Raw genomic sequence first — 20,899 nt, forward strand, 5'->3', positions numbered from 1 at the left:
CCGTTGCCGGTCCGGACCCGTGTCAAAGTGCCTGCGTACGCGCTGCGGGTGCTACCGGGCGGTGCAGGTCAGCCGAAGTTCTTCTGGTGGGCCTTGATGGCGGCGACGTAGGCCTTGGTGTCGTCATACATTCCGTATTTGCTCACGGAGTACTGGCCCTGGTAATAGCCCGCAATGGCCGTGTCCCTGTCCTTGCTGGTGGCGAGGAGCTGGCGGATGATCGCGACTCCGGCCGTCGCATTGTCGTAGGGGTCCAGGAGGTTCAGCTTGCGCCCCACCAGGTCCGATGCCCACTGCCCGGAGCTGGGGATTACCTGCATGGTTCCGATGGCGTTCGCCGGAGACACTGCGCGCTGGTCAAACCCGGATTCCTGGTGAGCAAATGCAAGGGCGAGCGAGGGTTCCACGCCCATCCTGCGCGCGGTGTCGGCCACGATGTTCCGCATCTCGCTGCGGGAGGGCACCGGGGAGGCGTTCAGCAGGGCTTTGTTTTCGTTGGCCGAGCTGACCACCGCTGCGGGGTAGCTGAAGCCGAGGAATGAACTCGGGACCAGGGGCGTCACGGAGGCAGCCGGCTGCGGGGCCGCCGGCTGGGCGGAGCCCCCGGGGATTGCCAGCTTGTTGCCCGGGTAGATGACACTGGTCATGCTCAGGCGGTTGGCAGAGAGCAGTTCGGAAAGTTTTACGCCGTGGCGCGTGGCAATGGCCGAGAGAGTGTCTCCGGCTTTCACCGTGTAGGAGCCGGACGCGGGGGCCGGGGCCGGAGCGGCGGGTACCGGGGCAGCCGGCGCGGACGTTGAAGCCAGGCCTGCCGAAGCAGGAGCGGCAGCGGGAGCCGCGGCAGCTTCGCCGCCCCCAACCTTGATCTTCTGTCCCGGGTAGATGATGGAGCGCATGTTGAGGTTGTTCCAGGCAAACACGTCAGCCAGGCCCACGTTATGCCGGGCGGCAATGGCCCCCAGTGTGTCGCCTGCCTTTACGGTGTAGGTGGCACCGGACGCGGCGGCGGGTGCGGCCGGTGCAGGAGCGGGGGCTGCAGGCGCCGCGGCTGAACCTGAGAGCTTGATCTTCTGGCCTGGGTAGATGATGGTGTTCGGCTGAAGGTTGTTCAGTTTCAGGATTTCAGCGGTGTTGAGGCCGAACTTTCCTGCGATCGCACTGATGGTATCGCCGCGCGCAATGCTGTACTCGGCGGGCGCCTGCGGCTGGGTGGGCCTGAAGGCAGCCGGGATGGCAGTGGACACGGCGGACGCGGGGATGACCGCCGCAGTGGCTTTCGCAGCCTGAGCTTTCATGGCCGCGGCAAGCGTTCCCGGGATGACGCGGACTGGCTGCGCGGCGGCAGCGGGCTGGGCCAAGGCCAAGGATGACAGTACGACCGCTGGCAACGCCGCAGTTGTGGCGGCAAGCATTGGCAGGCTCGGCTTGGGGGGCTGCTTGCGCGAGCGGGACATCGTCATGGAAAGAATCCTCTTCTCAACTGCGGGCGCGGGCGGGGTGCCGCTGTCATTTCTCGATACTACTGTTACTGCTGTTAATTTTGTTACGTATGTGATCAATGAGAATCTCTCACGGATTTGGAAATAGCACAAGAATTCCGGGAATGTCCGCAAGGAAGAATTCCGGGTGTGTCTGCAGGTCAGGAGCGCCCTATGGAGGCATCGACTAGGCGGCAGGGTGCACAGCGTGGCAACCTTGATCCGTGAGTAATGTAGAAGAGCTTGTGGGCGAATGGTTGCCCCTACCCGACGTCGCCCGTTTATTGGATGTTTCCATCACCAGGGTTCACAGCCTGCTTGATGAACATGCCCTTGCGGCATTGCGTGTCGGGGAACGGAGAATCCGGTCCGTGCCCGCTGGGTTTATTCAGGACGGGCAGGTTGTAGACAGCCTCAAGGGGACGATTGTTGTCCTGGCTGACGCCGGGTATTCAGATGAGGATCTGATTGTTTGGCTTTTCACCCCGGATGAATCGCTGCGGGGACGCCCCATCGACGCCCTGCGCGAGGGACGCAAAACGGAAATCAGGCGACGGGCCCAGACCCTCGCCTGGTAAACCGCCGGCCGGGGATGTTCGGCAACACAAACAGCCCGCCATCCCCGGCTAACAAAACCTGTTTGGGTCAGGAGGCGCGGCTGACTGTCGCTTCAGCCAGCCTCCGCAAGGCGGTTTTCGGCAGTTCGTCCAGGGGAAGCGACTCAAGGGCATCGAACGCGGCCGCCCCGAATTCATTGATGAGGACTTCGGTGGCCGCCAGCGCACCGGAGTCCTCAATAATGCGCCGAAGTTCAAGGATGTCCTCTTCGGAGAGGTCCGGGCTGCCAAGCCTGGCGTCGATGAACGCCGACTCGGCTGCCGATGCCTGGTCCAGGGCCAGGGCAACCAGCACGGTGCGCTTTCCTTCCCGCAAATCGTCCCCGGCAGGCTTGCCGGTTGTCAGCGGATCGCCGAAGACACCCAGCACGTCGTCGCGGAGCTGGAACGCTTCGCCCAAGGGCAATGCAAAAGCGGAGTAGCCGCGGAGCAACTCATCCGAGGCTCCCGCCAATGCTCCACCCAGGGCGAGGGGATGCTCGGTGGAGTATTTTGCAGACTTGAACCGGATGATTGACTGGGCGCGGGTCACGGCCCCCGCCCGGTCCCTTACCGGACCGGCGACTTCCTCCAGGATGTCCAGGTATTGGCCGGCCATCACCTCAGCCCGCATGAGGTTGAAAATCAGCCTGGCTTTGGTCCCGGCGGCCGCCCGCTCTCCAATGTCGGTGAACGCCTCCTCGCTGAAGGAGAGGCACAGGTCACCTGTGAGGATGGCCGCCGCGTGTCCGAACCGTTCGCTGTCCAGTGCCCACCCCCGCGACCCGTGCAGTTCGCTGAACCGGCGGTGGACGCTTGGGCCGCCCCGCCTGGTATCCGACCGGTCGATGATGTCGTCGTGGATCAGGGCCGCCGCCTGGAACAATTCCAGTGCGGCGCCTGCGGTCACCACCTGTTGCGCGGCGGGCTGTCCGCCTGCGCCCCGCCAGCCCCAGTAGCACATCAGCGCCCGCAGGCGCTTGCCGCCCGTGACCAGGTTGGAGATGGAACCCATGAGGGGTTCGATGTCCGGAGAGATGCCGGACATAATGGCCTGCCGCGAGGTGAGGAACAGCGTCAGCTCGCCGGCAACCGCCGCAACGAAGTCGGCCTGTTCATTCCTCAGCTGTTCCGCTGCCGTCACTTGGCGGACTCAGCTGCCACGTTGGCGCCGATGGTGAAAGTGGCAACGCCCGAAGCTTCAACTACCGAGAGGTTGACGGTTTCGTTGTCCCCGCGGACAAAATCCTTGGACGCCACCGCTCCCACGGCTTCGCCCGGAACTGCCTTGAAGCCTTGTCCTTCAAGGGCCTTGGTGTAAAAATCCACCACCGCGGCAGTGGGGGCGGCGATGCTTCCCACCAGGGCGGCAGTGGCGGGGGCTGTTTCCTTGTCGAAACTGCTCGATACCACCTTGGCTCCCGGCATAAGGGGAAGAAGCTGCTGCGGGAAGCCCTCCACCACCGCCCCAACGGTTGCCGAGGTATTGGGCGACGCGGAGGGGCTGGGGGAAGCTGTGATAGTTGATCCGGCAGCTGCCGGCGTGGATACGGAGGGGTCCGGGGCTGCTGACGGAGTCGGGCTGCAGGCTGAGAGCAGCAAGGCTGCGCCGGCAGCGAATACTGCCAACCCTGCTGGCTTAAGGTTTCCAAAGACCGTCACAGGGACATTCCTCCTGGTGTTGATGCCGGATTCAGCCTCCAGTTTAGTCAGTACAAAACGGATAGGATTGCAGCCGTGGGGCCCGAAAGTACGAACCAGCAGCCCGGAGCGCGCCTTCCGGGACGCAGGCGCAAGTGCATCATGCACGTGGACATGGATGCCTTCTTTGTCTCGGTGGAGCTCCGGACCCGACCTGAACTCATGGGCCGGCCCGTCATCGTCGGGTTCCCCGCGGACCGCTCCGTGGTCCTCTCAGCCTCTTACGAAGCCAGGGCATTCGGGGTGAAGTCAGCCATGCCGATGGCCGTGGCCGCCCGGATGTGTCCCAATGCGGTCATCATCGAGCCGCGCCACAAGCTGTACTACGAAGTGTCCGCCCGGCTGATGGGCATCTTCGAGTCCATTACCGAGCTCGTTGAACCCCTCAGCGTCGACGAGGCGTTCCTCGACGTCACCGGCGCCATCAGGCGCCTGGGTGCGCCGAGGGGAATTGGGGAAATGATCCGCCGGCAGGTTGCCTCCGAGCTGGGCATCACGGCGTCGGTGGGGATAGCGGAATCCAAATTCGTGGCGAAAATTGCCTCTACCCGCTGTAAACCGGACGGACTGCTCATGATCGCACCCGACGAGACAGTGCCGTATCTTCATAGCCTGCCGGTCGGGGCCCTGTGGGGAGTAGGTGCCAAGACGGCGGAGGTGCTCGCAAGGATGGGCATCAGGACCGTTGCGGACGTGGCCGCAACGCCGGTCTCTTCGTTGAAGAAGATGCTGGGCGCCACGGGGGAGCATGTCCACCAGCTTTCCTGGGGCATAGACCCCCGACCCGTCGTCCCGGTACGGCTGGAGAAGAGCGTCGGGGCGGAAGAAACGTTTGCCGTTGACACGGCCGACGACGCCTTGCTCCACCGGGAACTGCTGCGCCTCTCCCACCGGACGGCCGCGCGCCTGAGGAGTTCAGGCATGGTGGCCCGGACCATCGCCCTCAAGCTCCGGTTCGCGGACTTCTCCACCATCACGCGCAGCAAGACGGTGCAGACTCCCGTGGACAGCGCCCAGCTGATCTACGCAGTGGCCTTGCAGCTGCTCGAGTCGGTGGGGGACAGGGCAATGACCGTTCGGCTCGTGGGGGTGCGCGCCGAACAGCTCGAAGACGCCGCCCGGACCTCGCTTCAGCTCAGCATCGACCGGCGGGACGACAACTGGCGGGCAGCTGAGCAGGCGCTCGATGAAGTGGCGCGCAAATTCGGCAGCAAGTCTGTCCTTCCCGCCCGCCTGATGGAGCCCGGAAACACCCCGGAATAGCGGCTGGCTGAAGCCTTGGCAGGGCCGCCGCCAAACTCTTTTCCGTCTTTCAGAACAGCCCTCAACAAACTATCCTTAGATATACATAGTTTTCGAGTGACTGGACTTACTGCCGGACCCTCTTGGACATGCTCCCGCTCCTGCGACGGCATGCCGGGTTCCCGATTTCCGCTTTTGCCAGCGGAGCGGGAACCTCTTAGGCATAACAGCCGTTAAGGGTGCAGAAGTAGTGGCTGGGATCAGCCCGGACGTTGGCCTACAAAAGGAGGTCGTGATGCCGCTGTCGGAGCACGAACAGAAGCTGCTTGAGCAGCTGGAGAAGCAGCTTCACGAGGACGACCCGAAGTTCGCGAATTCCATGGGTTCAGACCCCGGGCGTTCATGGTCCACGAGGCACGTGGTGATTGGCGTCCTCTGCGCCCTGGCTGGCGTTTTCCTGCTACTCGTGGGTGTCACTCTCCAAAACATCTTCGTTGGAGTCCTGGGCTTTGTGGTGATGGGCGGCGGTGTCTATTTCGCCACCATGCGGAGCAGTTCGGCCGCATCAAAGCCGGGATCCAAGGCCGGCGGCCGAAAGCCGGGGAAGTCCAGGAGTTCCTTTATGAGCAGCCTCGAGGAACGGTGGGATGAAAGGCGCAGGGGGGAACCCTAAACGCCCTCCCGCCGAATTACTCCCGGCACCTCCACTTTGCTCCCCATTGAGGGGGCATCCGAAAAGACCCGCACTTTGCGGGTCTTTTCGCATTTAAATGGGGCCGAATTGAAAAACGCCGTGGTTGCGCCGCATGCCGCGCCACCGCCGGCAGTTCACCAGCGGTTCATGCCGGGGCCAGGCATCCCGGGTGGAAAAGTCCTCCACTTTCCACCACCGGCTGGAATCCCTGCAATTCCGGTGTTCCTTTCCCATAAATAACCTGCGGTAGGGCCGCGTTCGCGTTGACTGTGGTGGAAAGTGGAGTAATGTGGAGGACATAAGAGGGTGGTTGCAACATAGGGGATGTGCAGTTCCTGACAGCGGACAGGCGGTGGGCCAGTGTTTCTGGGCACTCACTCGCCGCGTCTGGATGAAAAGGGACGGATCATCCTCCCCGCAAAGTTCCGGGAGGAACTTGCCAGCGGGCTGGTGCTCACGAGGGGCCAGGAACGTTGCATCTACGTCTTCAGCGAGAAGGAATTTGCGCGGGTCCACGAGCAAATGCGGGAGGCGCCAATCTCCTCGAAGCAGGCACGTGACTATATCCGCGTCTTTCTCTCTGGAGCCTCTGACGAGGTACCTGACAAGCAGGGGCGCGTTACCATTCCACCCGCGCTCCGGGAATACGCAGGCCTCGGCCGGGAACTCGCCGTGATAGGCGCCGGATCCCGGGCCGAGATCTGGGATGCCCAGGCTTGGAATGAGTACCTCGCGGACAAGGAAACAGCCTTCTCCGAAACTGATGACCCCATTCCGGGCATTCTCTGACCGGAACAGGACTGCAGGCAGCTTCTTGGATGAGATCTCCAGCCGCCCATCGGCCGGTCATCCTGGCTCACTTCCCCGGAGCCAGGCTGGCGGACGATAGGCGCGGATGGGGATCTGGTCCCAGAAGCACCACAAGGTGACACCGACGGCGAGAAAGGACGAGGCATGAACGAACACCCCAAGCCAACGTCCGAACGCCATGTGCCGGTCCTGCGGGACCGGTGCATCAATTTGTTGGCACCTGGATTCGAGGCGGCCAGGCTCCGCGGCGAAACACCGGTGGCCGTGGACGCGACCCTGGGCATGGGCGGCCACTCCGAGGCCATGCTGCAGCGCTTTCCGGACCTGCACCTCATCGGCATAGACCGGGACGAGGAAGCGCTCGCCCTCGCCGGCGAGAGGCTGGCCCCCTTCGCCGCGCGCACGGACCTGGTGCACGCCGTATACGACGAGATAGCGGAGGTCCTGGCGGACCTGGGCGTTCCCGAGGTGCACGGAATTTTGATGGATCTTGGGGTCTCATCCCTCCAATTGGATGAACGCGAACGCGGTTTCGCCTACTCCTTCGACGCCCCGCTGGACATGCGGATGGACACCAGCCGTGGCCAGACCGCGGCAGACGTGGTGAACAACTACAGCGAAGAGGAACTCGTCAGGATCATCCGGAAGTGGGGCGAGGAGAAGTTCGCCGGCCGGATCGCCAACAGGATTGTCACCTCCCGTGCCACCAGGCCCTTCACCACCACCGGTGAACTCGTGGAGCAGATCCGGGCAGTAGTTCCGGCAGCGGCGGCCAAGTCCGGCGGGCACCCCGCCAAGCGCACTTTCCAGGCGCTGCGGATCGAAGTCAACGAAGAACTCGATGTCCTTGAACGCGCCGTGCCTGCCGCCGTCGAGGCCCTGGCACTGGGCGGACGGATCGTGGTCATGTCCTACCACTCCCTCGAGGACAAGATCGTCAAGAGCGTCCTGCAGGCACGTTCCAAATCCTCGGCTCCGCTCGGGTTCCCGGTGGAGCTGGAAGAGCACAAGGCCGAACTTAAGACACTGACCAAAGGCACCGAAGTGCCCACCGCCGTCGAGATCGCCGAAAACCCGCGCGCTGCATCAGCAAGGCTGCGCGCGGCGGAACGAATCAGAGCCAGGAGAGCTGCATGAGCACCGCCGCCGCCAAGAACTTTCCCGCCGCGTCCGGCACTTGGGCGGCCGGCAGGATCCTTCCGGCACAGACCTCCGGGGATGGCCGGAAGGGCCGGACTCCGCTGTCAGTGGTGCGTACCGTACCCCGCAAGCGCCGCGCCCCCTTCGTGGTGCTGTGCTTCGCCTTGCTTGCCGTGGCGCTGGTGGCCGTGCTGGTGTTGAACATCTCCGTGTCCACCGCGCAATACCAGCTGGTAGAGCTGCGGGCCCGGCAGAGCACGCTGACCAAGCAGAACCAGGACCTCACCCAGCAGGTGCAGAACTTCGAAGCTCCCCAGAACCTGGCGGCTAAAGCTTCTGAGCTCGGCATGGTGGCCTCCACGGTCAAGGGCCAGATCGACCTGTCCACCCTGTCCGTTACAGGCAAGGCAACACCGGCAGTTAAGGGCAGCTCCGGAGGGGCCGTTATTCCTGCACCAGCCGTGGCCGGGCAGCTGATCGTGGTACCGCCGGCAACCAAGGGCGAACCGCTGGCGAACCGTAAACCGGCAGCCCCGGCAGCCCAAGGTTCTTCAGCAGCAGATGCTGCGGGATCCAACGCAGCGACCCCCGCTGCGGCCACGCCGGCTGGTCCACCTGCCGGGGTTCCCGCACCGGCGGCTGCTGCAGCGGTGGAGCTCCACGGCGGATCCGTCCCCGCACCCGAGCAGAAGGTGCCCGGGCAGTAATACGGCAGGTCTGACAGGCAGCAGGGTCGAGCAGCAAGGAATTTCACGGTGGCGCAGAGGTCCGGCAAGGCAGTCAATGGCAAGGTGCCCAACGCCACCAAGCGCCTGCGCCTGGGGCTGGGCATCATGCTGACACTCCTGTTGGTGGTGGGCGGCAAACTCTTCCTCGTCCAGGGACTCGATGTAGGGGGCATGGCGGAGGCCGCCCTCAACAGCCGGATGAAGCAGACCGTGCTCCCGGCAGAACGGGGCAGCATCCTGGACTCCCGGGGCACGGTGCTGGCCAACAGCGTGATCCGCTACAACGTGGTGGTGGACCAGAGGGTCAACACTAAAACCGAGACTTTCAAGCGCCTGGACGACGCCAAGGAGAAGCTGGTTGACGTCAGCCGGGAACAGGGGCTGACGGAACTGGCGGCCGCCCTTGGCATGGAGAAGGACGCCATCCGCGAGGCCGTCACCGGGCAGCAGCCGTATTACATCGTGGCCAAGGACGTAAAGCCTGACGTCGAGGACCGCATCTCGCAGCTCCAGATCCCCGGCATCGTGACCGAAGGCGTCAGCAAGCGCGTCTATCCCAACGGCTCGGTTGCCGGCGGGATCATCGGCTTCCTGCAGGACGGTGCCAGCGGCCAGGCCGGCATCGAACAGACCCAGGACGAAATCCTGAAGGGCTCGGACGGCAAACGGCTCTTCGAGATCGGTGCGGACGGCCTGCGCATCCCCGTGGGGGTTGACGAACTGACGCCCCCGCAGGACGGAAAAGACGTCAAGCTCACCCTCAACTCGGACCTCCAGTACTTCGCCCAGCAGGCGATCCAGAGCCAGTCGGACAAACTGGGCGCGGAGTGGGGCGTCATCATCGTGATGGACGTCAAGACAGGCAACCTCGTTGCCATGGCAGACACCAATTCGCCGGACCCGAATGACCCTGGCCGGGTGGCGGCCAGGGACCGCGGCGTACGTGCCGTCACGGCCGCCTACGAGCCCGGTTCGGTGGAGAAGATGATGACGGCGGCGGCACTCATCGAAGAAGGCAAAGCCAAGCCGCTCGACACGTTCACCCTCGGACCCACTTACACGGTGGACGGGCAGACCTTCAGCGACTCCTTTGCCCATGGAACCGAGGAACGGACCCTGGCCGGCATCCTGGGCTATTCGATGAACACCGGCACCGTCATGGCCGGACAGCGCCTGAGCAAGGAACAGCGCTACGACTGGCTGAAGAGGTTCGGAGTTGGCGAAGCCCCGGATATCGGCCTGCCGGCCACCGCCTCCGGCATCCTGACACCCTGGGAACAGTGGGACGGCCGGCAGGAATATACGGTCCTGTTCGGGCAGGGTGTTTCCCAGTCCACGCTGCAGACAGTCCGCGCGTTCCAGTCCATCGCGAACGATGGCGTGATGCTCCAGCCCCGCCTGATCGACTCCTATGTCTCCGCTGACGGAACAGAGGAAAAGGTTCCGGCCGCGGAACCCCGGCGGATCGTCTCCGAGGACACGGCGCGGCAGGTCCAGGACATCCTCGAAAGCGCAGTCACCGAGGGCCAGATCAAGGACGCGGCCATCGACGGATACCGGGTGGGAGCCAAGACAGGCACCTCCGAATCTCCCTGCGACGACGGCAAGTCCGGGTTCTGCGGCTACACGGCCTCAATGGTGGGCATGGCACCCATGGATGATCCGCGGTTTATTGTGGAGGTGGTACTCCAGCGGCCCAAGGGCAGCATCTACGGGATTACCAACGGGCCGGTCTTCCGGTCGGTCATGAGCCAGGCATTGCGGACCTACAACGTCCAGCCATCCACGGGCGAACCGGCCAGACTGCCCCAGTTCGCCAAGTAACACCCCGGCAGCGCTGCTACGGTTCATCCATGCCGGGCACGGTCCACTAGCACCATCGGAGATCCCTTGTCAGAGTTCAACCCGTCCCACGACCATGCAGCCCCGCAGGGACATGCGCAGGACGAACAAGCCCCGCAGGGACCTGCATCGCCGGGACACGGCCAGCCCCGTTTCCGGCCGTCCGCCGTTGAAGCCGTCCGGCTGGACAGCATCGGTGAGGCGCTCGGCGTCGTCGTTCCGGGAGCCTCCGCCGACGTCACGGTGACCGGCATCTCCCTGAACTCCCGGACGGTGGAACCGGATGACCTGTACATCGCACTTCCGGGCGCTACCCGGCACGGCGCCGACTTCGTTGCCCAAGCCATTGCGGCGGGGGCGGCGGCCATTGTGACGGACGACGCCGGTGCCCGCCTCCTGGCCCTGTCCTCCGACACATCGGTTCCGGTGCTGGTGGTCGATGCCCCGCGGAACGTGGTGGGCCCGCTGTCCGCCATGATCTACCGTCGCAGCCAGGAAGGGGCAGCGCTGCAGCTTTTCGGCGTGACGGGAACGAACGGCAAGACCACCACCACCTACTTCATCACCTCGCTGCTGCGGTCCCTGGGCAAAAAGCCGGGCCTGATCGGGACCATCGAAATCCTGGCCGGCGGCGAACCGATTCCGAGCCTCCTGACCACGCCGGAGTCCCCCGAAGTCCACGGGCTGCTGGCCCTGATGGGGGAGAACGGACTGGCCGCGGCCGCGATGGAAGTTTCCTCGCACGCCATCTCCTACCAGCGCGTGGACGGAGTGCAGTTCGACGTCGCAGGGTTCACCAACCTCACGCAGGACCACCTTGACCTGCACCACACCATGGAAGACTACTTCGCCACGAAGGCCGAGCTGTTCACCCCCGCCCGTGCGCGGAAGGCCGTGGTGACGGTCGACGACGAATGGGGACGCCGCCTCGCGGCCACCGCCCGGGTGCCCGTCACCACGCTGGCCACCGTGCCCGGGAACAGCGCCGACTGGACCGTCACGGAAGCAAAGCCCCGCGGGCTTGGCACCGAGTTCACCCTCAGCGGGCCAGGCCAGCGCGTCCTGAAGGTCCACACCGGGCTTCCCGGCAGCTTCAACGTGGCCAACGCAGCCCTGGCCGCGGTCATGGTCCTCACCGGCGGGGTTGACGCCGATACGCTGCAGGCGGCCCTGGATGCGGACGACCCCTTCACGGTGGCCGTGCCGGGACGCATGCAGCTGGTCTCCGAGCAGCCGGCCGCCGTGGTGGACTTCGCGCACAACACGGATGCGCTGGCCAGGGCGCTGGAAGCCGTCCGGTCGCCGGAACCGGACTCCCGGCTGATCGTGGTGTTCGGCGCCACAGGCCAGCGCGACCAGGGCAAACGGCCGGCCATGGGCGCGATTGCCGCCCGGCTTGCCGACACCGTGATCGTCACCGACGACGACCCCCACGACGAGGACGCCGCAGCCATCCGCGCCGACGTCCTCGCGGGGGCGCTGGAAGCCCAGGCGAGTGAATCCCTCCCTTGTGAAGTGCTGGAGGTTTTCCCGCGCGACAAGGCCATCCAACGTGCCGTGGAACTCGCCCGGCCGCAGGACAGCATCCTGGTTGCCGGCCGCGGCCATGAAGTATGGCAGGAAGTGAAGGGCGTCAACCTTGCACTCGATGACAGGGTGGAGCTGCGCAGCGCCTTGACAGCCAGGGGATTCAACGTTCTCCAAGACGACCGGATAGAGTCCTAGACCGAGATGATTGCATTTACCGCGGCGGAAATCGCCGACATCACTAAAGGGCGCCTGGACGCCGATCCCGGGATCACGCCTCTGTCGGTGGTCACCGATTCCCGCGAAGCCACGGCGGGGTCGCTCTACGTCGCAAAACCCGGCGAGTATGCCGACGGGCACAGCTTCGTTGAAGCCGCCTTCGCCGCCGGCGCCACCCTGGCGCTTGTGGAGCGCACAGTGGCAGCCCCGGACGGTTCCCCGTACCCGTCCGTGGTGGTTCCCGACGCCGTGCTCGCGATGGGTGCGCTGGCCGCGGAAGCCGTCCGGAGGATCCGGGCCGCCCGCGCGGAAGCCAACGAGGAACTGTCGGTCATCGGCATCACCGGGTCTGCCGGGAAAACCACCACCAAGGACCTGCTCGCCGGCATACTTTCCCGGCATGGCGCGACCGTGGCGCCGCGGGGGTCCTACAACGGTGAAATCGGTGTACCGCTGACCGTTTTCACCGCCGGAACAGATACCCGCTACCTCGTGATCGAGATGGGCGCCACCGGCATCGGCCACATCAAGTACCTGGCCGAGATGGTCAGGCCCGACATCGGCGTGGTGCTCGGCGTGGGGACCGCCCACGCCGGCGAATTCGGGGGAGTGGAGAACATCGCCCGCGCCAAGGGCGAACTCGTGGAAGGACTGGCAGCCTCCGGCACAGCCATCATCAACCTCGACGACGACAGGGTGGCGGACATGCGCGCACGAACCTCCGCGTCCGTCGTCGGCTTCTCCGCCGAAGGCCGGCCCGGCGCCGCCGTGCAGGCGCTCACTGCGGACACCAACGCGGAGGGCCACCCGGAATTCGATCTCCTCCTTCCCGGCGCGGAAACGACCCACCACGTCAGCAGCCGCCTGATTGGTGCCCACCATGTCGGCAATCTGCTGGCAGCGGCCGCAGCCGCGTGGGCGGCAGGAATTCCCGGCAAGGAAATCGCCGCGGCCCTCAGCGGCCAAACGGCAGCCAGCCGGTGGCGAATGGAGCGCACCGAGCGGGAGGACGGCGTCACCATCATCAACGACGCCTACAACGCCAACCCGGAGTCGATGCGCGCGGCCTTGCGCACACTCGCGGACCTCGGCCAGGGAAGGCGCACCTGGGCAGTCCTGGGCGCCATGCTCGAACTCGGCGAGGACTCCATCCGCGAGCACACGGCCGTGGGCACCCAGGTGGTGCGCCTCAATATCTCCCGGCTGGTGGTGGTGGGCCGGGAAGCCCGGGCCCTGTACGTATCCGCCGTCCAGGAGGGCTCCTGGGGAGACGAATGCGTCTTCGCCGAGACCGCTGACGACGCCTACGAGCTGCTGTCCGCGGAACTCGAACCCGGCGACCTGGTGCTGTTCAAGTCCTCCAACAGCGTGGGACTGCGCCATTTGGGCGATCGGATAGCATTACCCCCACAAACCCCGCAGCCCGCCGATGAAAGGAGCACACTGCTGTGATTGCACTTTTGATCGGCGCCGGACTGGCCCTGCTCTGCGCCCTGGTGGGCACGCCGTTGTTCATCCGGCTCCTGGTCCGCCGCGGCTACGGCCAGTTCATCCGCGACGACGGCCCAACCTCCCACCACACCAAACGCGGAACACCCACCATGGGCGGGACCGTGGTGGTGGCAGCGGTCCTTTTGAGTTACGGCCTGACGCACCTCATCATGCTCATGATGAACCCGGATTCCCCTGGCCCGTCCGCCTCCGCCCTGATCCTGCTGTTCCTTATGGTGGGTATGGGGCTTGTCGGATTCCTGGATGACTTCATCAAGATTTCGCGCCAGCGCAGCCTGGGGCTCAACGCCAAGGCGAAGCTGATCCTGCAGGCAGCAGTGGGCGTCATTTTCGCTGTGCTGGCCCTCAACTTTCCCGATGAGGACGGCCTCGCGCCGGCCTCCACCAAGATTTCCCTGGTCCGGGACCTGCCCTGGCTGGACCTCGCCTTCGGCGGAACCGTGCTGGGTGCCATCCTCTTCGTCATCTGGTCCAACCTGATCGTCACTGCGGCGACCAACGGGGTAAACCTCACGGACGGCCTTGACGGGCTGGCTGCCGGGGCCTCGGTCATGGTTTTCGGCGCCTATACGCTGATGGGCATTTGGCAGAACAACCAGGCCTGCGGCTCGCCCCGGGAAGCCGGCAGCGGGTGCTACCAGGTCCGGGACCCCCTGGACCTGGCCCTGCTGGCCGCAATCATGAGCGCCGCACTGGTGGGATTCCTGTGGTGGAACACCTCTCCGGCCAAGATCTTCATGGGAGACACCGGCTCCCTCGCCATCGGCGGTGCGATCGCAGGTTTTGCCATCCTTTCCAGGACCGAGCTGTTGCTGGGCATCATCGGCGGACTGTTCGTCCTGATCACCCTTTCGGTGATCATCCAGGTGGGTTACTTCAAAGCCACCGGCGGTAAACGCGTCTTCAAGATGGCACCGCTGCAGCACCACTTCGAACTACAGGGGTGGGCTGAGGTGACCGTGGTGGTCCGGTTCTGGATCCTTGGTGGACTCTTCGTCGCCGTGGGCCTGGGAATTTTCTACGCTGAATGGGTTGTGCTGCTGTGACCGTTTCCCCACGCCTCCAGGAGCTCGTGAGCTGGGATTCCGACTGGGCCGGGCTGCGGGTCGCAGTCACCGGCATCGGGGTGTCAGGGTTCGCCGCCGCTGACACCCTGATCGAACTCGGTGCCCGCGTGGTGGTGGTTGACGCCGCCACCAGCGACACGGCTAAAGCCCACGCCGAAACCCTGAAGATCGTCGGCGCCGCCGACGTCCTGCTCGGCGCTGATGCGGTGCTGCGCCTGCCAAAGATCGACGGCAAACTTCCGGAGCTGATCGTGACGTCACCTGGCTGGCGTCCGGACCAGGCCTTGCTGGCCGCTGCTGCACGGGCCCACATCCCGGTATGGGGCGACGTTGAACTCGCCTGGCGGGTGCGCGAGCGGGAAGGCCGCAAGACAGCGGACTGGCTGGCCATCACCGGAACCAACGGAAAGACAACCACGGTAGGCCTCACCGAATCCATGCTGCGCGCCGCCGGGCTGAAAGCCATCGCCGTGGGCAACGTGGGCACGCCAATCCTGGATGCCATCCGGGACCCCGTTGAATACGACGTTTTCGCGGTCGAACTCTCCAGTTTCCAGCTGCACTGGTCCGAATCCTTCTCGCCGGTGGCCAGCGTGTGCCTCAACGTTGCCGAGGACCACGTCGACTGGCACGGCTCCTACGATTCCTACCTTGCGGACAAGGCCAAGGTCTACGAACGCACCCAAAAGGCCTGCCTCTACAACGCTGAGCAGATCGAAACGGAACGCATGGTGGAAAACGCCGACGTGGTGGAAGGGTGCCGGGCTGTCGGCTTCACTACCCTTACCCCCGCCATCAGCATGCTGGGCGTGGTGGAAGGCCTGCTGGTGGACCGGGCGTTCATCGAAGAACGAAAGGACAGCGCCGCGGAACTGGCCTCGATCGCGGACCTTGGAGCCATTGCGCCCCGGCACATGGTGGCCAACGCCCTGGCGGCCGCGGGCCTGGTACGCGCCTACGGCGTGGAGGCCAAGGCCGTCCGGCAGGGAATCCAGGACTATGTGCCCGGCAACCACCGCATCCAGCCCGTGGCCCGCCACAACGGAGTCCTGTGGATCAACGACTCCAAGGCCACGAACCCGCATGCGGCAGCCGCTTCGCTCGCCTCATTCAGCAACGTCATCTGGATCGCGGGAGGTCTCTCCAAGGGTGTCACCTACGACGACCTTGTGCGGGAGCACGCGCACCGGCTCAAGGCGGTGGTCCTGATCGGAACAGACACTTCCGAGCTGGCCGGCGCCCTCTCGCGACACGCGCCCGATGTCCCGGTGATCCAGCCGGCATCGGGTGACACTGAACAGGTGCAGACTGCTGCAACAGACGGCATCCAGGCCGGTTCCCCCCTGGCCGGGAAACCGGTGATGGCCAGGGCGGTTGCGTCAGCAGCCCAGCTGGCCGGCTCCGGCGATACTGTGCTGATGGCTCCGGCAGCTGCTTCCATGGATCAGTTCTCTTCCTACGCTCACCGTGGTGACACTTTCATCGAAGCTGTCCGCGAGCTGGTGGAAGGGCAGGCCCAGACCGGCGAGGAGTAACAATGGTCAGCACGCCAACACGCCCGCCTGCCCGGCAGCAGGCCGGCAAGCCGCGGCCCGGCTCCTCGGCAACTCCCGCCAGCAGGCCCGCCACTGCCGTTACCCGGCTGCGGGCCGGCTACCGGAAGTTCTGGTCGGCGCTGGAAGGAACCGGAACTTCCCGCAACGGCTCCACCTACTACCTCATCCTGGGATCCACCCTCGCCCTGACGGCGATCGGCATCATGATGGTGCTCTCCGCGTCCAGCGTCGAGTCGATCGCCGCCGGAAAATCGCCGTACGGGGACGCCCTGAAGCAGGGCATGTTCGCCGGGATCGGCATCTTCACCATGTTCGTGCTCTCCCGGGTCAACGTTGTGTGGCTTCGGCGGCTGGCGTGGCCCGCAATCATCGCGGCCCTGGTCCTCCTGGGACTGGTGCAGCTTGTGGGTGCGGAGGTCAACGGCAACAAGAACTGGATCGACCTCGGCGGCATCACCTTCCAGCCGTCCGAAGCGTCCAAGCTGGCCCTCGCGCTCTGGATGGCTACCGTTTTGGCCAGGAAGGGAAAGCTCCTCCGCCTCTGGCAGCACGTCGCCGTCCCTGCCGTCCCGATGGCCATCATCATCGTTGTGCTGGTCCTGGTGGGCAATGACCTTGGGACGGCCATGATCATCATGATGATTACGGCGGCCGCCCTCTTCTTTGCCGGGGCACCCCTGTATCTCTTCGGAATCGCAGGCCTGGTGGCCGCTGCCGGAACGGCCGTCATGGCTGTGACCAGTTCAAACCGCATGTGCCGGATTACTTCGTGGTGGACCGGGGAGTCCTGCGCCGACGGCATCGACGCCAACTACCAGGCCACCAACGGGCTCTACGGGCTGGCGTCGGGAGGCTGGTTCGGCGTTGGGCTGGGGCAGAGCCGGCAAAAGTACAGCTGGATCCCCGAAGCCCATAACGACTTCATCTTTGCCATCATCGGCGAGGAACTCGGCCTGGTGGGGACCGTCGTCGTCCTCATCCTCTTCGCCATCCTGGGCGCAGCGATCTACCGTGTGGTTGTGGCGCAGGCGGACATGTTCCACCGCGTGCTGGCCGGCACCATCATGGTGTGGCTGCTGGGCCAGGCCACGGTCAACATGTCCGTGGTGACCGGCCTCATGCCCGTCATCGGCGTGCCGCTGCCGTTCATTTCCTACGGGGGCTCGGCGCTGCTGATGTCGCTCTGCGCCATCGGGGTGGTGCTTTCCCTGGCAAGGGAGCAGATGGCCCCGTCCATCCGGCCCAAGCGGATGCTCAAGTTCAAGGCCAAGCCGGCGCGGCAAGACGCGGCCCGGAAGAAGACTGCAAGAAAGCGTGCCTAGCCCTCCATGACCTCCAAAACCCCTTCCATTGTCCTGGCAGGCGGCGGCACCGCCGGGCACATCAGCCCGCTGCTGGCCATTGCCGCTGCCCTCCGGAGCGCGTCCCCCGGAGCTGCCATCCTCGCCGTCGGCACGCCGTCCGGGATGGAAACCAGGCTCGTCCCCGCTGCAGGCGTGGAGCTGGCCACCATCGACAGGGTTCCGTTCCCACGGAAACCTTCAGCCGACATGGTGCGGCTTCCCGGCCGGCTCGCCGGTGCCGTGCGCCAGGCCGGCGCCATCCTGGACAGTGCGGCCGCGGACGTCCTGGTGGGCGTCGGCGGCTACGTGTGCACGCCCATGTACCTCGCTGCCCGGAAACGCCGCATCCCCATTGTCATCCACGAGGCAAATGCCCGTCCGGGCCTCGCAAACCGGGTGGGTGCCATGATGACCCACCGGGTCGCCGTCGCCTTCGCCAACACCCCGCTGCGGCATGCAACCCACGTGGGAATGCCGATGCGTTCCGAGATTTCCGGGCTGGACAGGGCCGCCGCGCGAACCGCCGCCCGGGAGTCCCTGGGCCTGGACCCGGCACAGCCGGCGCTGATCGTCACCGGCGGATCCTCCGGGGCCCAGAGCATCAACAGGACCATCGCCGCCGCCGTGGACCGCCTTGCCGGCGCGGGCATCCAGACCCTGCACATCACCGGGCGCGGCAAGACCGTCCTTGACGCCGCCGGCAAGCCCCTTGCGGCAGACGGCTACCGGCAGGTGGAATACATCGACGGCATGGAGCTTGCCTATGCTGCGGCGGACGTACTGCTGGCCCGCTCCGGTGCGGCCACGGTATGCGAGGTAGCCGCCGTCGGGGTACCTTCAGTCCTGGTGCCGCTGCCCATTGGCAACGGTGAGCAGGCCCTCAACGCCGCCGGACTGGTGGCTGCCGGCGGCGCGCTCCTGGTCAACGACCGGGACTTCACGGCCGAATGGGTGGACCAGGAACTGGTGCCGCTCGTCACGGACCGGCCACGGCTTGCCGCAATGTCAGCCAGTTCCTACCGGCTTGGCATCCGGAACGCCGATCAGCGGATGGCTGATCTCATCCTGGAAGCGGTGGCAGCATGAACCACGCCAAAATCCCTACCCTTGAATCACTGGGCAGGGTCCACTTCGTGGGCATCGGGGGCGTCGGCATGTCAGCCGTGGCCCGGATCATGGTGGCCCGCGGCGTTCCGGTCAGCGGCTCCGACGCCAAGGACCTGCCGGTGATGGCCGACCTCGCGGCAGCCGGTGCGCGCATTGCCGTGGGATATGCCGCCGCAAACCTCGGAGACGCCCAGACGGTTGTGGCCGGCTCGGCCATCCGCCCGGACAACCCCGAGATCCTTGCCGCCCGGGAAGCGGGCCTGCCGGTCCTCCACCGCTCCCAGGCGCTGGCCTCCACCATGGGCGATGACACGGTGGTCACCGTGGCGGGAACCCACGGCAAGTCCACCACCACCTCCATGGTCGCCGTCCTGCTGCAGGGCGCGGGCCTGGACCCCTCGTTCGCCATCGGCGCCAACGTTCCCGCGCTCGGCGTCAACGCCGCCCACGGAAGCTCCGGGATCTTCGTGGCGGAGGCAGACGAGTCCGATGGATCCTTCCTCAACTACCGGCCCCGGATTGCCGTCGTCACCAACGTGGAGCCGGACCACCTGGACCACTACGGCACGGCTGAGGCCGTGTACGAATCCTTTGACCGGTTCACCGCGCTGCTGCCCGCCGACGGGGTGCTGGTCGCCTGCGCGGACGACGCCGGCGCGCTGGCCCTCGCCGAAAGGACCAGGCAGCGGGGCACCACCCGCGTGGTGCTTTACGGAACCAAAGAGGGCGCGGACCTCGTGCTGCACGACGGCGGTCCCGGCGACACAGCCGTCTCCACACCGTCGGGCCGCTACCCGCTTGACCTGCAGGTGCCAGGGCGGCACAACGCGCTGAACGCGGCGGCCGCCTTCGCCGTCGCCCTTGAACTGGGAGTTGACCCCGGCGTTTCGGCCGCCGCCCTTGCGCACTTTTCCGGTGCGTCCCGGCGCTTTGAGCTCAAGGGCGAGGCGAGGGGAGTGCGGGTTTTCGACGACTACGCCCACCATCCGACGGAAGTCCGCGCTGCCCTCGCCGCAGCCCGCTCCGTTGCAGGGGACCACAAGGTGCACGTCCTCTTCCAGCCGCACCTGTTTTCCCGCACCCGGGAGTTCGCGCAGGAGTTCGCCGATGCCCTCAACCTTGCCGACACCGCTTTGGTCCTGGACATTTATCCCGCCCGTGAGGATCCCATCCCGGGTGTCACCAGCCAACTCATAGCCGACCACCTGGATGAAGGCGGCAGGCTGGTGGCGGCCGGGGACGCCGTCGCACTCCTTGCGGCCGCCGCGGCGGACGGGGACATCGTGTTGACTGCGGGCGCCGGCGATGTCACCGCGTATGGGCCGCAGATCGTCGAGGCCCTGCGTGGCTAGCACCCGCCGGCCCACCTACACATCCACGGGCCGGTCCGGCGGAGGCGGCGGCGGCGAAGGCGACGTCATTTCGGCGTCCCGGAGTGTTCCCGAGCCTGCTCCCGAAGAACTGCAGAAGCCGAAGAAGCCCCGGCAACCCGGAAAAGCCGGCACCCGCGGTTTCGGCCGCGGCAAGCGCAACGGGAACAAGGCGGAGGTCCAGGCATCGTCCGATGCAGCAGGGGCGAACGTGGTGGCTTTCCCTGAACCGAAAGGGAAGCGGCGGAAGCGGAATATCCTGACGACTGCGGGCATCCTCGTCGCGATTGTGGCGGGGCTGCTGGCGGCGGCCATTTTTTCCCCCGTGCTGGCCGTCCACACCATTTCGGTGTCCGGCACGCGACTGCTGACGCCGGCCCAGGTGCAGGCCGCGCTTGAGCCGTTGCAGGGGAAGCCCCTACCGCAGGTAACCGACGAAGAGGTAGCGCGGCTGCTGGAACCGCTGGTCCAGGTCAAGTCCGTCTCCGCTCAGGCGAGGCCGCCGTCCGGCCTCGCTGTTGCCGTGCGGGAAAGGGTACCGGTGGCCCTGGTCAAGCAGGGGGAGCAGTACCAGCTGGTGGACGTCGACGGCGTACAGCTGGCTGCCACGGCAGATCCTGCCTCGGTGTCGCTGCCTGTGATCGACGGCGGCGCGGGCACGATCGGCCAGGATCTCTTCCGCGCCACGGCCGCAGTCCTTGGCGCCTTGCCGGCAGACGTGCTCGCGAAGCTGTCCAACGCTTCCGCCCAATCGGTGGACGCGGTGGAACTCAAGCTCGTGGACGGCCAGACCATCATCTGGGGTAACGCGGGCGAAAAGGAGCTCAAGGCCAAAGTGCTGGCCGCACTCCTGAAGGTTCCGGCCGACCCCAAGAATCCCGTCAGGGTCTACGACGTGAGCGTTCCCCGGCACCCGGTGACACGCTAACGCTTTATTTTCCGGTATTAATCCGACACGCGGAGCCGG

General features: G+C 65.7%; 18 protein-coding genes. 15 read left to right on the forward strand and 3 right to left on the reverse strand.

The window, feature by feature from the left end:
* Positions 1–68: 68 nt before the first annotated feature.
* Positions 69–1,460 (reverse strand): LysM peptidoglycan-binding domain-containing protein, encoded by a 1,392-nt coding sequence (locus tag Q9R30_RS13210; RefSeq protein WP_311217833.1) that lies wholly within the window; start codon positions 1,458–1,460, stop codon positions 69–71.
* 242 nt (positions 1,461–1,702) lie between these two features.
* Between Q9R30_RS13210 and Q9R30_RS13215 the strand changes: the two genes are divergently transcribed.
* Complete coding sequence (locus Q9R30_RS13215) at positions 1,703–2,056, forward strand: Rv2175c family DNA-binding protein (RefSeq protein WP_199775353.1); 354 nt, start codon at positions 1,703–1,705, stop codon at positions 2,054–2,056.
* A gap of 67 nt (positions 2,057–2,123) precedes the next feature.
* On the opposite strand, the gene Q9R30_RS13220 is transcribed toward Q9R30_RS13215, so the two are convergent.
* Positions 2,124–3,218, reverse strand: a complete 1,095-nt coding sequence (locus Q9R30_RS13220; protein WP_311217834.1) for a polyprenyl synthetase family protein — start codon at positions 3,216–3,218, stop codon at positions 2,124–2,126.
* A complete protein-coding gene (locus Q9R30_RS13225) occupies positions 3,215–3,736 on the reverse strand; it encodes a hypothetical protein (protein WP_104997496.1) in 522 nt (173 codons plus the stop codon). Before Q9R30_RS13225 ends, Q9R30_RS13220 begins: the two co-directional genes overlap by 4 nt.
* Positions 3,737–3,877: 141 nt before the next feature.
* On the opposite strand from Q9R30_RS13225, the gene dinB reads away from it, so the two are divergent.
* From dinB to Q9R30_RS13295, 14 genes are all read left to right on the forward strand, one after another.
* Positions 3,878–5,038, forward strand: a complete 1,161-nt coding sequence (gene dinB, locus Q9R30_RS13230; protein WP_396136727.1) for a DNA polymerase IV — start codon at positions 3,878–3,880, stop codon at positions 5,036–5,038.
* 274 nt (positions 5,039–5,312) lie between these two features.
* Positions 5,313–5,690 (forward strand): DUF3040 domain-containing protein, encoded by a 378-nt coding sequence (locus Q9R30_RS13235; RefSeq protein ID WP_104997498.1) that lies wholly within the window; start codon positions 5,313–5,315, stop codon positions 5,688–5,690.
* Positions 5,691–6,071: 381 nt separating this feature from the next.
* Positions 6,072–6,500 carry a division/cell wall cluster transcriptional repressor MraZ gene (mraZ, locus tag Q9R30_RS13240; protein ID WP_311217836.1) on the forward strand — a complete coding sequence of 143 codons (429 nt, stop codon included), beginning with the start codon at positions 6,072–6,074 and terminating at the stop codon, positions 6,498–6,500.
* Between the two features lie 165 nt (positions 6,501–6,665).
* A complete protein-coding gene (gene rsmH / locus Q9R30_RS13245; protein WP_104997499.1) occupies positions 6,666–7,658 on the forward strand; it encodes a 16S rRNA (cytosine(1402)-N(4))-methyltransferase RsmH in 993 nt (330 codons plus the stop codon).
* On the forward strand, positions 7,655–8,368 hold the full coding sequence (locus tag Q9R30_RS13250) for a hypothetical protein (protein ID WP_104997500.1): 714 nt from the start codon (positions 7,655–7,657) through the stop codon (positions 8,366–8,368). The genes rsmH and Q9R30_RS13250 overlap by 4 nt, the downstream gene beginning before the upstream one ends.
* A 48-nt stretch (positions 8,369–8,416) precedes the next feature.
* Positions 8,417–10,213, forward strand: a complete 1,797-nt coding sequence (locus tag Q9R30_RS13255) for a penicillin-binding protein 2 (protein ID WP_104997501.1) — start codon at positions 8,417–8,419, stop codon at positions 10,211–10,213.
* 66 nt (positions 10,214–10,279) lie between these two features.
* Positions 10,280–11,956, forward strand: coding sequence for a UDP-N-acetylmuramoyl-L-alanyl-D-glutamate--2,6-diaminopimelate ligase (locus Q9R30_RS13260; protein ID WP_396136726.1), 1,677 nt, complete (start codon positions 10,280–10,282; stop codon positions 11,954–11,956).
* A 6-nt stretch (positions 11,957–11,962) separates the two neighbouring features.
* Positions 11,963–13,429: a UDP-N-acetylmuramoyl-tripeptide--D-alanyl-D-alanine ligase gene (murF, locus tag Q9R30_RS13265; RefSeq protein WP_311217837.1), complete on the forward strand. Its 1,467-nt coding sequence runs from the start codon at positions 11,963–11,965 to the stop codon at positions 13,427–13,429.
* Complete coding sequence (gene mraY / locus Q9R30_RS13270) at positions 13,426–14,535, forward strand: phospho-N-acetylmuramoyl-pentapeptide-transferase (RefSeq protein WP_104997504.1); 1,110 nt, start codon at positions 13,426–13,428, stop codon at positions 14,533–14,535. Before murF ends, mraY begins: the two co-directional genes overlap by 4 nt.
* Positions 14,517–16,091 (forward strand): UDP-N-acetylmuramoyl-L-alanine--D-glutamate ligase, encoded by a 1,575-nt coding sequence (gene murD, locus Q9R30_RS13275; protein WP_311217838.1) that lies wholly within the window; start codon positions 14,517–14,519, stop codon positions 16,089–16,091. Before mraY ends, murD begins: the two co-directional genes overlap by 19 nt.
* Positions 16,092–16,093: 2 nt before the next feature.
* Positions 16,094–17,434 (forward strand): putative lipid II flippase FtsW, encoded by a 1,341-nt coding sequence (gene ftsW, locus Q9R30_RS13280; RefSeq protein ID WP_104997506.1) that lies wholly within the window; start codon positions 16,094–16,096, stop codon positions 17,432–17,434.
* A 6-nt stretch (positions 17,435–17,440) separates the two neighbouring features.
* Positions 17,441–18,541, forward strand: coding sequence for an undecaprenyldiphospho-muramoylpentapeptide beta-N-acetylglucosaminyltransferase (gene murG, locus Q9R30_RS13285; protein ID WP_311217839.1), 1,101 nt, complete (start codon positions 17,441–17,443; stop codon positions 18,539–18,541).
* Complete coding sequence (gene murC, locus Q9R30_RS13290; RefSeq protein ID WP_311217840.1) at positions 18,538–19,914, forward strand: UDP-N-acetylmuramate--L-alanine ligase; 1,377 nt, start codon at positions 18,538–18,540, stop codon at positions 19,912–19,914. Before murG ends, murC begins: the two co-directional genes overlap by 4 nt.
* Positions 19,907–20,860, forward strand: a complete 954-nt coding sequence (locus Q9R30_RS13295) for a cell division protein FtsQ/DivIB (RefSeq protein WP_311217841.1) — start codon at positions 19,907–19,909, stop codon at positions 20,858–20,860. The genes murC and Q9R30_RS13295 overlap by 8 nt, the downstream gene beginning before the upstream one ends.
* Positions 20,861–20,899 lie beyond the last annotated feature (39 nt).

This window comes from Arthrobacter sp. AB6 (genome assembly GCF_031844545.1).
Classification (GTDB): Bacteria; Actinomycetota; Actinomycetes; order Actinomycetales; family Micrococcaceae; genus Arthrobacter.

Excerpts from the sequence above, each read along its gene's own strand:
- murD (WP_311217838.1), top strand. The coding sequence starts at position 14,517 with ATGGGTTGTGCTGCTGTGACCGTTTCCCCACGCCTCCAGGAGCTCGTG.
- dinB (WP_396136727.1), top strand. The coding sequence starts at position 3,878 with ATGCACGTGGACATGGATGCCTTCTTTGTCTCGGTGGAGCTCCGGACC.
- rsmH (WP_104997499.1), top strand. The coding sequence starts at position 6,666 with ATGAACGAACACCCCAAGCCAACGTCCGAACGCCATGTGCCGGTCCTG.
- Q9R30_RS13250 (WP_104997500.1), top strand. The coding sequence starts at position 7,655 with ATGAGCACCGCCGCCGCCAAGAACTTTCCCGCCGCGTCCGGCACTTGG.
- ftsW (WP_104997506.1), top strand. The coding sequence starts at position 16,094 with ATGGTCAGCACGCCAACACGCCCGCCTGCCCGGCAGCAGGCCGGCAAG.
- murF (WP_311217837.1), top strand. The coding sequence starts at position 11,963 with ATGATTGCATTTACCGCGGCGGAAATCGCCGACATCACTAAAGGGCGC.
- murC (WP_311217840.1), top strand. The coding sequence starts at position 18,538 with ATGAACCACGCCAAAATCCCTACCCTTGAATCACTGGGCAGGGTCCAC.
- Q9R30_RS13210 (WP_311217833.1), bottom strand. The coding sequence starts at position 1,460 with ATGACGATGTCCCGCTCGCGCAAGCAGCCCCCCAAGCCGAGCCTGCCA.
- murG (WP_311217839.1), top strand. The coding sequence starts at position 17,441 with ATGACCTCCAAAACCCCTTCCATTGTCCTGGCAGGCGGCGGCACCGCC.
- Q9R30_RS13235 (WP_104997498.1), top strand. The coding sequence starts at position 5,313 with ATGCCGCTGTCGGAGCACGAACAGAAGCTGCTTGAGCAGCTGGAGAAG.